Annotated in this window: 12 protein-coding genes; all 12 read left to right on the top strand. The window is 61.2% G+C overall.

Annotation, left to right across the window (positions count from 1 at the left end; translation table 11 throughout):
- Positions 1–11: 11 nt before the first annotated feature.
- The 12 genes from ACFC5L_RS06710 to ftsA are packed head-to-tail and all read left to right on the top strand — an operon-like array spanning position 12 to position 14,984.
- Positions 12–1,814 (top strand): peptidoglycan D,D-transpeptidase FtsI family protein, encoded by a 1,803-nt coding sequence (locus ACFC5L_RS06710; RefSeq protein ID WP_375201046.1) that lies wholly within the window; start codon positions 12–14, stop codon positions 1,812–1,814.
- Complete coding sequence (locus ACFC5L_RS06715; RefSeq protein WP_375201045.1) at positions 1,811–3,247, top strand: UDP-N-acetylmuramoyl-L-alanyl-D-glutamate--2,6-diaminopimelate ligase; 1,437 nt, start codon at positions 1,811–1,813, stop codon at positions 3,245–3,247. Before ACFC5L_RS06710 ends, ACFC5L_RS06715 begins: the two co-directional genes overlap by 4 nt.
- The gene (locus tag ACFC5L_RS06720; protein ID WP_375201044.1) at positions 3,247–4,728 is read left to right on the top strand and encodes a UDP-N-acetylmuramoylalanyl-D-glutamyl-2,6-diaminopimelate--D-alanyl-D-alanine ligase; all 1,482 of its coding nucleotides are present in this window, start codon (positions 3,247–3,249) and stop codon (positions 4,726–4,728) included. Before ACFC5L_RS06715 ends, ACFC5L_RS06720 begins: the two co-directional genes overlap by 1 nt.
- Positions 4,729–5,862, top strand: coding sequence for a phospho-N-acetylmuramoyl-pentapeptide-transferase (gene mraY, locus ACFC5L_RS06725; protein WP_375201043.1), 1,134 nt, complete (start codon positions 4,729–4,731; stop codon positions 5,860–5,862).
- A 7-nt stretch (positions 5,863–5,869) separates the two neighbouring features.
- Entirely contained in the window at positions 5,870–7,282 is a 1,413-nt protein-coding gene (gene murD, locus ACFC5L_RS06730; RefSeq protein WP_375201042.1) for a UDP-N-acetylmuramoyl-L-alanine--D-glutamate ligase, read from the top strand.
- Positions 7,279–8,415 carry an FtsW/RodA/SpoVE family cell cycle protein gene (locus tag ACFC5L_RS06735; RefSeq protein WP_375201041.1) on the top strand — a complete coding sequence of 379 codons (1,137 nt, stop codon included), beginning with the start codon at positions 7,279–7,281 and terminating at the stop codon, positions 8,413–8,415. Before murD ends, ACFC5L_RS06735 begins: the two co-directional genes overlap by 4 nt.
- 2 nt (positions 8,416–8,417) lie before the next feature.
- Positions 8,418–9,512, top strand: coding sequence for a UDP-N-acetylglucosamine--N-acetylmuramyl-(pentapeptide) pyrophosphoryl-undecaprenol N-acetylglucosamine transferase (locus ACFC5L_RS06740; RefSeq protein ID WP_375201040.1), 1,095 nt, complete (start codon positions 8,418–8,420; stop codon positions 9,510–9,512).
- Between the two features lie 60 nt (positions 9,513–9,572).
- Positions 9,573–10,973, top strand: coding sequence for a UDP-N-acetylmuramate--L-alanine ligase (gene murC / locus ACFC5L_RS06745; RefSeq protein ID WP_375202338.1), 1,401 nt, complete (start codon positions 9,573–9,575; stop codon positions 10,971–10,973).
- Complete coding sequence (gene murB / locus ACFC5L_RS06750; RefSeq protein ID WP_375201039.1) at positions 10,973–11,893, top strand: UDP-N-acetylmuramate dehydrogenase; 921 nt, start codon at positions 10,973–10,975, stop codon at positions 11,891–11,893. The genes murC and murB overlap by 1 nt, the downstream gene beginning before the upstream one ends.
- Entirely contained in the window at positions 11,890–12,816 is a 927-nt protein-coding gene (locus ACFC5L_RS06755) for a D-alanine--D-alanine ligase (RefSeq protein WP_375201038.1), read from the top strand. The genes murB and ACFC5L_RS06755 overlap by 4 nt, the downstream gene beginning before the upstream one ends.
- Entirely contained in the window at positions 12,804–13,670 is an 867-nt protein-coding gene (locus ACFC5L_RS06760; RefSeq protein WP_375201037.1) for a cell division protein FtsQ/DivIB, read from the top strand. Before ACFC5L_RS06755 ends, ACFC5L_RS06760 begins: the two co-directional genes overlap by 13 nt.
- 27 nt (positions 13,671–13,697) lie before the next feature.
- Complete coding sequence (gene ftsA, locus ACFC5L_RS06765) at positions 13,698–14,984, top strand: cell division protein FtsA (RefSeq protein WP_375201036.1); 1,287 nt, start codon at positions 13,698–13,700, stop codon at positions 14,982–14,984.
- Positions 14,985–15,067: the final 83 nt, after the last annotated feature.

The following is a 15,067-nucleotide window of genomic DNA, read 5'->3' on the forward strand; positions in this document are numbered from 1 at the left end:
AAGCCCCGCCGGTGTTTTCGAGGAAACCAAAACGAGCAAAGCCGAACGCCTATCTCATCGCAGAGGCTGGCGACGCGGAATCCGACGCCAAGGCGTTAAAAGTTCGCGCGACGGGCGCGCGGGGACGTGTCGCAGAGCGCGCACGTACGCGCATCATGATGTGCGCTTCGGTTTTTGTGTTTGTGTTTGCAGCTCTTGGTGTGCGGCTGGCGTTTATTTCCTTTGGCGGCCTGGCGCCCGCAGGCAATTACGCTTCGGCGCCGCAGGCCGATGCGCCGCGCGCTGAAATTGTCGATCGCAATGGCGCGCTTCTCGCCGTCGATGTGCCGGTGATCGCGCTCGAAGTGGCGGGCAATGAAGTCTGGGATGCAAAAGAGGCGGCGGAAAAACTGGCTGGCGTGCTTCCCGACATTGATATTGTCGGGCTTGAAGAAAAGCTGGCCGAGGGCCGTTATGTGGAAGTGCGCGCCGATTTAACGCCCGCGGAACGCAAGGCGGTTTTCGATCTTGGGCTTCCCGGCGTGCGTTTCGCTGCGCGTGTGAAACGCTTTTTCCCTCAAGGTGAGCTCGCCGCCCATGTGATCGGACATGACGAGCCTGGCAAGGGCGGCGTCATGGGGCTTGAAAAAACCGCCAACCGTTTTCGCGGCAAAGGCCCTATGCGCGCGAGCATCGACATCCGCGTGCAACAGATCCTTGAAGAAGAGCTTGCGGCCGACATGGAGAAATTCACGCCGGAAGCCGCCTGGGGCGCCGTCATGGATGTGGAGACGGGCGAGGTGATTGCGCTTGCGAGCCTGCCCGATTTCGATCCCAATGCGCCGGGCGCCTTCGGGGCGGATTCCCGCCGCAATCGCGCCACCTATGACCGCTATGAGCTCGGCTCCGCTTTCAAGAGTTTTACAGCGGCGGCGGTAATCGAAGAAGGGCTCGGGCGGGAGTCGACAACCTATGATGCGCGCGGAAGTTTCAAAGTCGCGGACCGGCGAATTACGGATTTTCACGGTGAGAACCGTATCCTGAGCCTGTCTGAAGTGGTGCAGTATTCGTCCAATATCGGCGCTGCGCGCATGGCGCTCGATCTCGGCGCGGAAAAACAACAGCGCTACTTGCAAGCGCTGGGGTTGTTTTCGGCGCTGCCGATCGAGATTGCGGAAAACCGTGAGCCTGAGCTGCCATGGCAGTGGGGGCCTGTTGAGACGGCGACAATTTCCTATGGGCATGGCATAGCTGTGACGCCCCTGCATTTGTTGGCGGCCTTTTCCGCTGTTGTGAATGGCGGCGTCTACCGCACGCCGCATTTTCTTGCATCGGCGCAGCAAGAGGACGGCGCCCGTGTCTTTTCTGACGACACAAGCGCCGCCATGAGGCGTATTCTGCGCCGCGTTATCACGGACGGCACGGCGAGCTATGCCGAAGCGGACGGCTTCTTCCCGATCGGCAAGACAGCGACGGCGGACAAGCGGTCGCTCACTGGCGGCTATCAGACCAATGCGCGCATCGCGAGCTTTGTCGGCGCTGTTCCGGGTTATGCGCCGCGCTATGCGATCCTTATTACCTATGACAATCCGCAGCCGGCGGAAGGGACCTATGGCTACGCAACCGCAGGCTGGAACGCAGCGCCGGCCTTTTCACGGTTTGTAGAGCGTGCTGCGCCGCTGCTTGGGCTTTCAACAGTCAATGAATCGACAGCGCTCGCTTCTTTCGTAACAGGCGCACCGCCGGCGCTTCGCCGGGAAGCGAAGCTCACGACGCAAGCGAGCGAGAAAACGGGCGCCAAAAGAGGGGCCAACAGGGGAGGCGGCGCCCCATGAGGCTATCCGAACTCGCCTATGAAACGATCACGCCCGATCCGCAGATTGACGGGCTGACCGCTGACAGCCGCGCCGTCTCGCGCGGTTTTCTGTTTGCGGCCTTGCCGGGCGTCAACGCCGATGGCGCCAAATTTATCCCGCAGGCGGAGGAAAACGGCGCGGCCGCAATCTTGGCGCCGCCCGGCGTCACGTCGAAATTGCCGGTGATTGCCGACGCCGAACCGCGGCGGCGCCTCGCGCAAATGGCGGCGCGCTTTTACCCGCGTCAGCCAGAAGTGATCGCCGGAATAACCGGCACCAATGGCAAGACATCGACCGCGCGTTTTGCGGCGCAGCTCTGGACTCTGCTGGGCTATGAAGCAGGCAGTATGGGCACGCTCGGTGCGCAGTCCCGGGTTTACGAACGTGAGCTGGCGCATACGACGCCGGACCCCGTCATCCTGCACGAAACCATGGACGCCATGGCCCGCGCCGGCGTCACGCATCTCGCGATGGAGGTATCGAGCCACGGCCTCGCCCAGCATCGCGCCGACGGCGTTCATTTTCGCGTCGCGGCCTTCACAAATATCACGCAGGACCATCTCGATTATCATCCGACTTTTGAAGATTACTTCGCGGCGAAAGGCCGGTTGTTTTCCGGTCTTCTGTCGAAGGGCGGAACGGCAATCGTGAATATGGATGGCGAGGGCGCGGAAGGGATTATCGAGATTGCGCGCGCGCGCAACATACCGACCGTGCAGACGGGGTGGAACGGGCGCGACATCAAACTCGTGCGTTGTGAGCCGCATATGAGCGGGCTGGCCCTTGAGATTGAATGCGGCGGCTATGTCTATCGCGCCGATCCGCCCTTGATCGGCGCGTTTCAGGCGGAAAATGCGCTGCTCGCCGCCGGGATCGCGATTGGCGCCGGCGCCAAGGGCGGCGACGTTATGGTGCAGCTCGCCAATCTTGAAGGCGCGCCGGGGCGCATGGAGTTTGTGGCCGAAGCGGCCGGCGGCGGCGTTTATGTGGACTATGCGCACACGCCTGACGCTGTTTCGACGGCGCTCAAGGCGATCCGTCCCCACGCCCCGCGCCGCGTAATCGCCATCGTCGGCGCCGGCGGCGATCGCGACCGCACGAAACGTCCGTTCATGGGCGCGGCGGCCAAGGCGAATGCGGATTTTGTGATTGTGACGGATGATAATCCGCGCACAGAGGACCCTTCTGCGATCCGTGCAGAGGTTCTGAAAGGATGTCCGGACGCAAAAGAAATCGGCGACCGGGGTGAAGCGATTGCAGCGGGGGTTGCAATGCTCGACGAGGGGGATGTGCTTCTGATTTTGGGAAAGGGGCACGAGGCGGGGCAACAGGTGGGGGATCAGATCTTTCCGTTCGACGATGCGAGCGTTGCGCGCGACGCCGTTGCGGATCGGATGAAGGAGCTCGGGTGATGGTGAAAGAAATGCTGGACAATCTGTGGAATGCGTATGAGGCCGCCGCTGCGACAGGCGGCGCCTTATGTGCGCGCGGCGGGGACCCCAAAAGCTGGACGGCTGAAGAGTGGTCGGCTGGCGGTGTTTCCATTGACACGCGCACATTAAAGCCGGGCGATATTTTCGTCGCCTTGCGCGATGCGCGCGACGGGCATGAGTTTCTGAAGAGCGCCTTCGAGGCCGGGGCCTCCGCGGCGCTGGTGGCGCGGGCGCCGGAAGATGCGCCGGAAGGCGCGCCTTTGCTGGTGGTTGGGGATACGCTGGAAGGTTTGCGCGATCTCGCCCGCGCAGCGCGCACCCGCAATTTCGGCAAGCGCGTCGCGGTGACGGGAAGCGCCGGTAAAACCTCCACTAAGGAAATCCTGCGCGCGGTTCTCGGCAGCGACGGCGTTGTTCATGCTGCGGACAAGAGTTTCAACAATCATTGGGGTGTGCCGCTGACCCTTGCGCGCCTTCCCATGCGGTCCGATTACGGCGTGTTTGAAATCGGCATGAATCATCCGGGTGAGATAACGCCATTAACGGGACTTGTGCGCCCACACGCCGCCATTGTGACGACGGTCGCGGCGGCGCATCTGGAATTTTTCAAGTCCGTTGAGGAGATTGCCGAAGCGAAGGCGGAGATCTTCTCCGGACTGGCGTCCGGCGGCGTCGCGGTGTTGCCCTTTGATAATGAATTCTTCCCGCTCCTTAAAAAACGAGCGGAGGAGGCGGGCGCCGCGAGCTTCATTTCCTTTGGCGAAAAAGACGGCGCTGATTTTCAATTGCTCGACTACAAGGCGGAGGGCGCCGGTGCGAAGCTGAAAGCAAAGATCAAGGGTGAGACCATCGAATTTTTTGCGGGCGTCCCCGGCCGCCATCAGGCGACCAATATGCTCGCTGCGCTCGCCGCCGCCGATGCGGTGGGGTGTCCGCTTGACGGCGCGATCCGCGCCCTGGCGGGCATCACACCCTCCGAAGGCCGAGGCGCCCGGACGCAAATAGCGGTCGAAGGCGGAATGGCGACCTTGATCGACGAAAGCTACAACGCCAATCCGGCCTCCATGGCGGCGGCTATCGGTCTTCTCGGCGCCTCCGAGCCCGGTCAGGGCAATCCGGACGGGGGCGGCCGGAGGATCGCCATTCTTGGCGAAATGCTGGAGCTTGGGCCGGAAAGCGCCGCCCTGCATGAAAAACTTGTAAGCGAACTTGTTGCGGCGAAGGTTGACCGGGTTTACGCAGCGGGCCAATTGATGCGCCATCTCTGGGATGCGCTGCCGCCTGACATGCGCGGCCTTCACGCCGGCGACGCGGTCGGCCTTGTGGGGCCTGTGCTTGATGCTGTCGCGCCCGGAGATGTCGTCATGGTCAAGGGATCGAACGCGTCGAAAGTCAGCGCCGTTGCGCGCGCGCTGAAAGAAAGCGGCCACAAAGAAGAAAACAAGGAAAGCCGGACTTAAATGTTGTATCATCTGCTGACCCCGCTTGCGGATCAGTTCCAACTTTTCAACCTATTCAATTACCTGACGTTCCGCACAGGCGGCGCGGTGATGACGGCGTTGATCATTTCATTTTTAATGGGGCCGTCGCTGATCCGGTGGATGCGGCGCAAGCAGGGCCGCGGACAACCGATCCGCACTGACGGCCCGCAAACGCACATCATCGAAAAAGCGGGCACGCCCACCATGGGCGGCATCCTGATTTTGTTGTCGCTGACCATCGCCACTTTTCTATGGGCGCGCCTCGACAATATTTATGTCTGGATCGTCATGGGCGTCACGCTCGCCTTTGGCGCGCTAGGGTTTATCGACGATTATATGAAAGTGACCAAGCAGTCGTCTGACGGCGTCGTCGGCAGCCTGAAGCTTCTTGTCCAGTTCGCCGTGGCGCTGCTCGCCGCCTGGATGTGCATGGACGCTCTTTCCCAGGCGCCCGATGCGCCGGCGGGGCTGGCGACATCGGTCGGCGTTCCTTTCGTGCCGCTCTCCATCTTTGAGAACTGGTTCAAGGCGCCGGGTGTGCCGCTCGGCATTTTCATCATTCCTTTTGCGGCGTTCGTGATTGTCGGCGCCTCCAACACGGTCAACCTCACCGACGGGCTCGACGGGCTTGCGACCGTGCCGGTGATGATCGCAGCGGGCGCATACGCTCTCATCGCCTATCTTGTCGGCAACGCGATTTACGCCAATTATCTCGGCGTTCCTTTTGTGCCGGGCGTTGGTGAGTTGACGGTGATTTGCGGCGCCATCATTGGCGCCGGGCTCGGTTTTCTCTGGTACAATGCGCCGCCCGCGGCGATCTTCATGGGTGACACGGGGTCGCTGGCGCTCGGCGGCGCCATCGGCACGATTGCCGTCGCTGCAAAACACGAGATCGTGCTCGCAATTGTCGGCGGCCTTTTTGTGCTGGAAGGCTTGTCGGTGATGATCCAGATCGCGTCGTTCAAACTGACAGGCAAGCGTGTCTTCCGTATGGCGCCGATCCATCACCATTTTGAACAACTCGGCTGGAAAGAATCCACCATCGTCATCCGTTTCTGGATTATTGCTTTCGTGCTTGCGATGATCGGCCTTGCAACCTTGAAATTGCGGTAGGGCCAAGATGATCCTGATCCCTGACGTAAAGAAGAAGAAATTCGGCGTCTTCGGCCTCGGCGTTTCCGGCGTCGCGACGTGCGAAGCGCTGGCGAAATCTGGCGCCCAGGTTTTTTCTTTCGACGAAAATCGTCAGGCGCGCGACAAGGTCGCCGATACGGAATATCGCTGCGAGCATCCTAAAAACTGGCCGTGGAAAGAGCTTGAAGCGGTCATCGTTTCGCCGGGTGTGCCGCTTACCCATCCAAAGCCTCATGCGATTGTCAGGAAGGCGAAACTGGAAAAGGTTGAGGTCATCGGCGATACGGAATTGTTCGCGCGGGCGTTGAATGCGCTTGAACCGCGGGCGCGCCCGCGCGTTATCGGCGTCACCGGCTCCAACGGAAAGTCGACGACGACGGCGCTGATCGGCCATATTTTAAAACAGGCGGGCGAAGACGCCTATGTGGGCGGCAATATCGGGGAGGCTGTGCTTTCTCTGCCGGCGTTCGAAAATGATGCGATCTATGTTTTGGAGCTGTCGTCGTTTCAGCTCGACCTGACCCATTCCCTTCGGCTGAATGCGGCTGTCTTTTTGAATCTCTCGCCCGACCATATCGAACGGCACGGCTCAGTTGACGGCTATCTCGACGCGAAAAAACGCATCTTCCTCAATCAGACGGCGGAGGATCTCGCGGTTATCGGCGTTGACGATGATTACGCCCAAGGCGTCTGCACCGAGCTGATGGCGCGCGGCCCCGCCGCGGTGAGGCCCGTGTCGGCCGGGAGCGCGCTCGGGCGCGGCGTCTATGCGCTTGAAGACAAGGTTTATTACAACCTTGACGGCAAGACTGCTCTTGCTGGCGACCTGACCCGGGCGCGATCCCTGCGCGGCGTCCATAATCAACAGAACGCTGCTGCTGCTGTCGCCGTCTGTGAAAAGTTTGGCGTCGATCCGGCGCTTGCGGTGAAATCGGCGCTTCGTTTCGAAGGGTTGCCCCACCGGATCGAAGAGGTTGGCCGCAACGGAAAAATATTGTTCATCAACGATTCAAAAGCGACCAACGCCGATGCGGCGGCGCGCGCGCTTGTCGCCTTTACGGATATTTTCTGGATCGCCGGCGGCAAGCCGAAAGACGGCGGCGTTGAAAGCCTTCTTCCGCTTCTTGACCGGGTTCAGGCGGTCTATCTCATCGGCGAAGCCGCGACGGAATTCGAAACGCAACTTAAAGACGCTGTCAAATGCGTGCAGTGCGGTGATCTGGAAAAAGCGGTCGTTGCGGCGGCGAAGGATGCGGCGAAATCGGAGGCGAAAAACCCCGTCGTTCTCCTGTCCCCGGCCTGCGCATCTTATGACCAGTTCAAGAATTTCGCAGAGCGCGGCGACGCGTTCCGCAATTTCGTGTCCGAGCTTTCCGCAACCAATGGAGAAGCGGCGTGAGGCGTTTGTCGCGACTTGATACGTCCCCGTTTGCGCGCCTGTGGTGGTCCATAGACCGTCCGGCGCTGGGCGTTTTGTTTCTCATTATTGTCATCGGCGGCGTTGTTTTGATGGCGGCGGGGCCTACGGCGGCGTTGCGGAAGAATATTGGCAGCGAGTTCCATTTTCCGTTGCGCCAATTGTTGTTTATGGGCCCGTCGCTCATGATTATGACCGTCGTTGCGCTGTCGACGCCGCTGCAGGCGCGCCGGCTTGGCGTGGTCGTGTTCTTGGGCGCGCTGGCGTTGATGATTTTCCTGCTTCTCTTTGGAACCGAAGTGAATGGCGCCAAACGTTGGCTCTATCTGGGCGGCATGTCGCTGCAACCTTCGGAATTCGCCAAGCCCGGCTTTGTCATCGCAGCCGCCTGGATGATGGCTGAAGGCGCGCGCGATCCGAAATTTCCCGGCGGCGCCATCGCCATTGGCATATACGGGTTTTTTGCATTGCTGTTGTTGCTCCAGCCTGATTTTGGCCAGTGGGCGCTGATCACTGCCGTGTGGGCGGTGATGTTTTTCGTCGCCGGATGGAGCTGGTTGTGGATCGGTCTGCTCGGCGCCGCCGGTATGGGCGCGCTCACCGCCGGCTATTATTTGTCGGATCATGTTGCGGCGCGCGTCGACGGGTTTTTCAATCCGGATGGAACCGAAACCTATCAGGTGGACCGGGCCATGGAAACGATCGCCAATGGCGGGCTTATTGGCCGGGGGGATGCGCCGCCGGTGAAAGCCATGCTCCCCGACGCGCACACGGATTTCATTTTCGCCGTGGCGGGAGAGGAGTTCGGGTTCCTGCTCGCGCTTCTCATCATCATGCTGTTTGCGATTTTCACCGCGCGCATTATGGCGGTGGCGGCGGGCCTGAAAAGCGTCTTCGCGCAATGCGCGGCGACGGGTCTTGCGGCGATCATCGGGTTTCAGGCGATCATCAATATCGGCGTTTCCCTTCGTGCGTTGCCAGCCAAGGGCATGACCCTGCCGTTCATTTCCTATGGCGGTTCGTCGTTGCTTGCGACAGGGCTGACGGTCGGGCTTATTTTCGCGCTGACCCGCACGCATCAGGGCGTTTTCCGCCGCAAGGACATCATGCCGTGAGGATGGATGGCCCCATCGCGCTCGCCGCCGGCGGCACGGGCGGGCATCTGTTTCCCGCCGAAGCGCTGGCGCAGGAGCTAAAGCGGCGCGGCCATCGCGTGCTGCTCGTGACTGATGCGCGCGGCGCGCGCTATGCGCAGAATTTTCCGGCGGATGAGCGGTTTGAGATTTCTGCAGCGACGCCTTCCATTGGCGGGCCGGTGGCGAAAGCGGCGGCGGCGATCTCGATTGCATCCGGGCTTTTCACTTCGCTGCGCGAATTCAAAAAAAGACAACCGGTCGCCGCTGTCGGGTTTGGCGGCTATCCTTCGTTGCCAGCCATGAAGGCGGCGGCGATGATGAAAATCCCTTACGGCGTTCACGAACAAAATGGCGTTCTCGGCCGGGCGAACAGAATGCTAGTGAAAGGGGCGGCCTTCACGGCGCACGCCTTTCCCAATCTGGAAAACTTACCGGCGGGCGTTGAAACGATTGAGGTCGGCAATCCTGTGCGCGATGCGGTGAACGCCGTCGCGAACACGCCTTACCCGCCGCTTGAAGGCGATATCCATCTCCTCATTTTTGGGGGCAGTCAGGGCGCGAGCATTTTTTCCGAAGCGCCGGTGAAGGCGATTGCGAATTTAACGTCAGATTTGCGGCGCCGCCTCGTCGTAACCCATCAGGCGCGTGAAGGAGAGATCGAGGTCGTAAAGGCCGGCTATGCGGGCGCGGGCGTCCGCGCTGAGGTCGCGCCGTTTTTCACGGATTTGCCGCAACGTATGGCGGCGGCGCATCTCGTCATTTCCCGCGCCGGCGCGTCCACGGTGACGGAGCTTGCCGCCATCGGCCGGCCCTCGATCCTCGTGCCGCTCGCCATCGCCATGGATGACCACCAGACCGGCAACGCCCGGGCGCTAAAGGATAAAACCGCCGCCGTGATTTTGCCGGAAAATGAGTTTAATCAGTATGAACTCGCCGCGCCGCTGGAGGCCTTGCTCGCCAATCCGGAGCGGCTGAAATCCATGGCGGCGAAGGCGAAAGGCGCAGTGAAATCCGGCGCCAGCGCATCGCTCGCCGATCTTGTCGAGAACATCGTCGCGAAAAAAGCGGCGGCCTGAGTAAAGAGTATTATGACGGGTAAAGACCAATATTCAAAACTGGATCCACCGGCGATCAAGGTGCGCCTGCCCTTCGGCGCGGGCGTCGTGCATTTTGTCGGGATCGGCGGCATCGGTATGAGCGGCATCGCTGATGTGATGCGAACGCTCGGCTATGATGTGCGCGGCTCCGACGTCGCCGACGGCGCCAATGTGCAGCGCCTGCGTGAAAAGGGCATTCCCGTCGTCATCGGCCACAAACCGGAGAATGTCGAAGGCGCCGATGCGGTGATTATCTCAACCGCAATCAAGCGCGACAATCCGGAAGTCGCCGCGGCGCGCGCTCGGCATATTCCGGTCGTTAAACGCGCCGACATGCTTGCCGAATTGATGCGCCTCAAATGGACGGTGTCCGTTGCGGGCACCCATGGCAAGACGACGACGACGACCATGGTCGCGGCGCTGCTTGATGAAGCGAACCTCGATCCCACCGTCATCAATGGCGGCGTCATCAACGCCTATGGCGCCAATGCGCGCATCGGCGAAGGCGACTGGATGGTGGTGGAAGCCGACGAAAGCGACGGCACCTTCATCCGCCTGCCGACAACCGTCGCCATTGTCACCAATATCGACCCGGAGCACTTGGATCACTGGGGCGGGTTTGAAAAACTCCGCGCGGCGTTCGACCGCTTTATCGAGAACACGCCGTTTTACGGTTTCGGCGTCGTCTGCCTCGATCATCCGGAGGTGCAGGCGCTGGTGGGCCGCGTCACCGACCGCCGCCTGATCACTTATGGCGTCAATCCGCAGGCCGATGTGCGCGCCGCCAATATCCGCCATGAAGACGGCGCCAGCCATTACGACATCATCTTCCGCGAGCGCGGCCAGGAAATCGACCGTATTCAAAATGTCAGCCTGCCCATGCCGGGCACGCATAATGTCCTGAATTCGCTCCCTGCTGCGATTGTCGCCAAACGGCTCGGCGCTAGCAACGACCAGATTAAATCAGGGCTATCCAAATTCGCGGGCGTCAAACGCCGTTTCTCTCCGGCGGGCGAGTGGAAAGGCGTTCATATCATCGATGATTATGGCCATCACCCGGCGGAGATCGCAGCGGTCCTGCGCGCGGCGCGCAATATCGCCAAGGGCAAGGTCATCGCCGTCGTGCAGCCGCACCGTTATTCGCGTCTGAAGGATTTGTTTGACGAGTTCTGCGCGTCCATGAACGAGGCGGATATTGCGCTCATCGCCGATGTTTACGCTGCGGGCGAGGCGCCGCTCGAAGGCTACAATCGCGACAGTCTTGTCGCCGGTCTTGAAAGTCATGGCCATCAGGGCGCGCGCGCGTTGAAATCATTCGATGATCTGCCGGGCGTCATCGCCGATGTGGCGGAAGAGGGCGACTATGTCATCTGCCTTGGCGCAGGCGACATCACGAAACATGCGAATGCGTTGGCGGGTGAACTCAAGGCGCGCGGGTAATGGCGCAAATAACTGTCCAAGACCTTCCCACCGTTCGCGGGAAATATACCGAAAACGCAGACCTCTCCGCGCTCACCTGGTTTCGTGTCGGTGGACCGGCGGATGTTTTGTTCTCGCCCGCCGATGAAGACGACCTCGCGCACTTCCTGAAAGAAACGCCGGAGGAGATTCCGGTTCATGTGATGGGCGTTGGCTCGAACCTGCTCGTGCGCGACGGCGGCGTGCGCGGTGTCGTCATCCGTTTCGGTTCGCCTTTCAGACAGGTGAGCGTGTCGGGCATGCGCGTCACCACCGGCGCTGGCTGCATTGATGCGCAGGTTGCGAAAGCGGCGGCGCAGGCCGGCGTCGCGGGGCTAGAATTTTTTCGTGGTGTGCCGGGGACGATCGGCGGCGCGATCGCCATGAACGCCGGCGCCTATGGCGGCGAGGTGAAAGACGTGCTGGTCGCCGCTGTCGCTTATGATCGCAAAGGCAGGCGTCGCATTCTGTCGAAGGACGGTCTTGGGTTTTCCTATCGCCATTGCTCGGCGCCGGAGGATTTTATCTTCACAAGCGCGACCTTTGAGGGGCGCCCGGATGAACCCGCCGCGATTTTGAAGCGCATGGACCAGATCAGCGAAATGCGCGAGGAAAGCCAGCCGATCCGTGAGCGCACGGGCGGGTCGACTTTCGCCAATCCGGACCCGGAAACCTCCGGCGGCAGGAAATCCTGGCAGCTGATCGATGAAATCGGGGGCCGCGGCCGCGTCATAGGCGATGCACAGGTCTCCGAGCAGCACTGCAATTTCATGATCAACCGCGGAAAAGCGACCGCGGCGGACCTCGAGGCGCTAATCGAGTCACTTCGTAAAGATGTGTTAACCAAGACCGGCGTTGAGTTGCACTGGGAGATCAAGCGCATAGGAGAGCCGGACCAGTGAGCAAACGCTATAACCGCATCGCCGTCATTAAAGGCGGCTGGTCGCCGGAGCGCGAAGTCTCGCTGAATTCCGGCGCTGCGGCGGCGAAGGCGCTTTCAGAGGCCGGTTACGATGTGTTCGAGATCGACGCCCAGCGCGATCTGGGCCAGCGCCTCGCCGAAGCCAAACCCGACGCCGTCTTCAATGCGCTTCATGGCCAATGGGGCGAGGATGGCTGCGTTCAGGGTCTTTTGGAAGTGATGGGCATTCCCTACACCCATTCCGGCGTGCTGGCGTCCTCTCTCGCTATGGACAAGCAGCGCGCGAAAGCCGTGTTCGAGGACGCGAATATCCCGTCTCCCTTCGGCAAGATCGTTTCGCGCGGCGAGGCCGCCGGCGGCCACGTCATGGAGCCGCCCTATGTGGTGAAGCCGAACGCGCAAGGCTCTTCTGTCGGCGTCTATATTGTGCGCAAGGGCGACAACCGCCCCCCCGCGGAGCTGACATCGAAAGAGTGGTCGCTCGGTGAGGAAGTGCTGGTCGAAAAATTCATTCCCGGCCGCGAGCTGACCGTCGCCGTCATGGGCGACCGCGCCCTTTGCGTCACGGAAATCACGACGGCGCTCCAGTTTTACGATTATGAAGCGAAATATGCGGCCGGCGGGTCGAAACATGTGTTGCCGGCCGATGTGCCGGACGCGATCACCGAACGTTGCCTCAATCTCGCCCTGCGCGCCCATAACGCCCTCGGGTGCCGGGGCGTCTCGCGCGCCGATTTCCGCTATGACCCTGACGCCGAAAACGAACAGGTCTATTGCCTTGAGGTGAACACCCAGCCGGGACTCACCGCCACGTCGCTTGCGCCGGAGCAGGCGGGCCATCTCGGCGTTTCATTTCCGGAGCTTTGCGCCTGGATGGTGGAGGACGCATCATGCCAAAGGTAAAAAAGAAAACGCCCGCAAAATCGCGCCGCAAGTCGCGTAAAAAGCCGAGCGGCTTTTTTGACCGCCTTGCTGCGGTGTGGACCAACATGTCGCGCGCGGCGGTGGCGGGCTCGCTTCTGGTCGCCGTTGTGGCGCTCGGCTTTCTCTGGGCGGGCGGCTATATCGGGTTGCTCGGCGAAAAACTGAATCGGGTCGCCGACGCCGGCGCCGTCAGCGCCGGGTTTGAAATCACGCGGATTACGGCGCGCGGATTTTCCAAAACCGAAGAAGACGATCTCTTATCCGCAGTAGGCCCGGTTGTCGGGTCCTCGATTGTCCACTTCGATGCGGATCGCGCCCGCGCCCGGGTGGAGGAGCTTGGCTGGGTGCGTACGGCTGCGGTTTCGCGTTTATTGCCGAATACAGTGCATGTTTCCGTGCGTGAGCGGGAGCCCGCGGCGGTCTGGCAACTGTCCGGCAATCTCCATCTCATTGACAATCAGGGCGCGGTCATTCGCGAAGTGAGTGCTTACGAATATTCCGACTTGCCGCTGATTGTCGGCGCCGGCGCCCCGGGCGCCGCAACGGAAATGTTGCAGGTGCTGCAAAGCGCGCCGGATGTTCAGCGCCGTGTTTCCGCGCTGATCCGCGTTAGCGACCGGCGCTGGAATTTGAAAACCAAAGATGGGGTCGAGGTCCGGTTTCCTGAAAAGGATCTGGCTGACGCCATGCATTATCTGTCGCGCATCGAAGCGAAAACCGGCTTGCTTGACGAGCCGCTCGAATATGTCGATCTGCGCAACGCTGACAATTTCGTGTACAGAAAAAGAGGCGCTGTCGAGCTGGACATGCCGCTCGGACAGATAAACCAATAAAACGCAACGCCGCGAGTGAGGGCAAAAGTGGCGCCAAAATCCAAAGCCAGAAAACGCCGCAAGGATGAAACGCTTGCCGCCGCGCTCGACATCGGCGCGTCCAAGGTTTCCTGCTTTATTGCCCGCATCAATGAAGAAGAAGGCCACGGTCTTCATGCTGAAATCGTCGGCGTCGGGTGTTATGGCGCACCGGCGCATGCGCGCGGCAGCGCGGCCGTGGAGGCGGTGGAAACGGCTGTGCGCGGCGCCGTCGAGGCCGCCGAACGCATGGCGGGCGAACATGTGGGCCGTCTTGTTGTCGCCGTGCCGGGCAAACATTTGCGCGCGCGGCGCATCGGCGTCGATCTTGAAATCGCCGGCGGCGTCGTCGCCCGCGAAGATGTTGACGACAGCCTCGCCGAAGGCATGAAAATCGCGACGCCGCCCGATTGCGCGCCGCTTCACGCCATTGCGGCGGGCTTCAAGCTCGATGGCGAGGAGGGGCTGGGCGATCCCATCGGCCTTTCCGGCAGCATTCTGTCGACACAGATGTTCGCCGTGGGCGCGCGCCAGAGCTATCTCGATAATCTCGCTGACCTGATCGAACGCTGCGATTTGAAAGTTGAGGAATTCGCCGCCGCGCCTTACGCCGCCGCTGAGGCGGTTCTCCTTGAAGACGAAAAAGAACTTGGCGTCATCATGATCGATATTGGCGGGGCGTCGACCGATTTCGCCGTCTATGACAATGGCGCGCTTGTGGAATGCGGCGGCGTGCCCGTCGGCGCCGGCCATATCACCCGCGACATCGCACAGATTTTCGGCGCCTCGCTCGCGCATGCGGAGCGCGTGAAAACGCTCTACGGCTCTGCGTTGATGGGGCCGGGCGACGAACATCGTTTTGTCGACTTCCCGCAGCTTGGCGTTCCGGGCGAAACCGCGCGCGCGTCCCGCGCCGATATTTGCGAAGTGATCCTGCCGCGCCTTGAAGAAATTTTCGAACTTGTTTCCGGCCAGCTTCCCGATGACGGCATGCGCCGTTCTGGTTTGCGCCGGGTCGTGCTGACCGGCGGCGGCTCCCTCCTTGTCGGCGCCCGTGAAGTCGCCGAACGCACGCTGGTGATGAAAAGCCGGCTCGGCCGTCCGGCGACGCTCGCCGGTTCGCCGGAAGCTGCATCTGCGCCCGGCTTCGCCGTCTGCGCCGGGCTTGTTCAGCATTACGCAAATTTAGGCGCCGAACGTGAAACAGGTCTTGGCCTTTTGCGCCAATCACCCCAAGCAGGAAACAGATCATCCGTGCTTGGCGGGGTGGAATCCTGGCTGCGTGCGAAGTTCTAAAACCGCGTTTTCGGGTCGTTGCTTATCTCATTCCGAAGACCGCGCCAAAGCATCACACCGCCGGCGGCGTTTCTCTTGAAAAA

This window comes from Hyphococcus sp., from assembly GCF_041986965.1.
Lineage (GTDB): Bacteria > Pseudomonadota > Alphaproteobacteria > Caulobacterales > Parvularculaceae > Hyphococcus.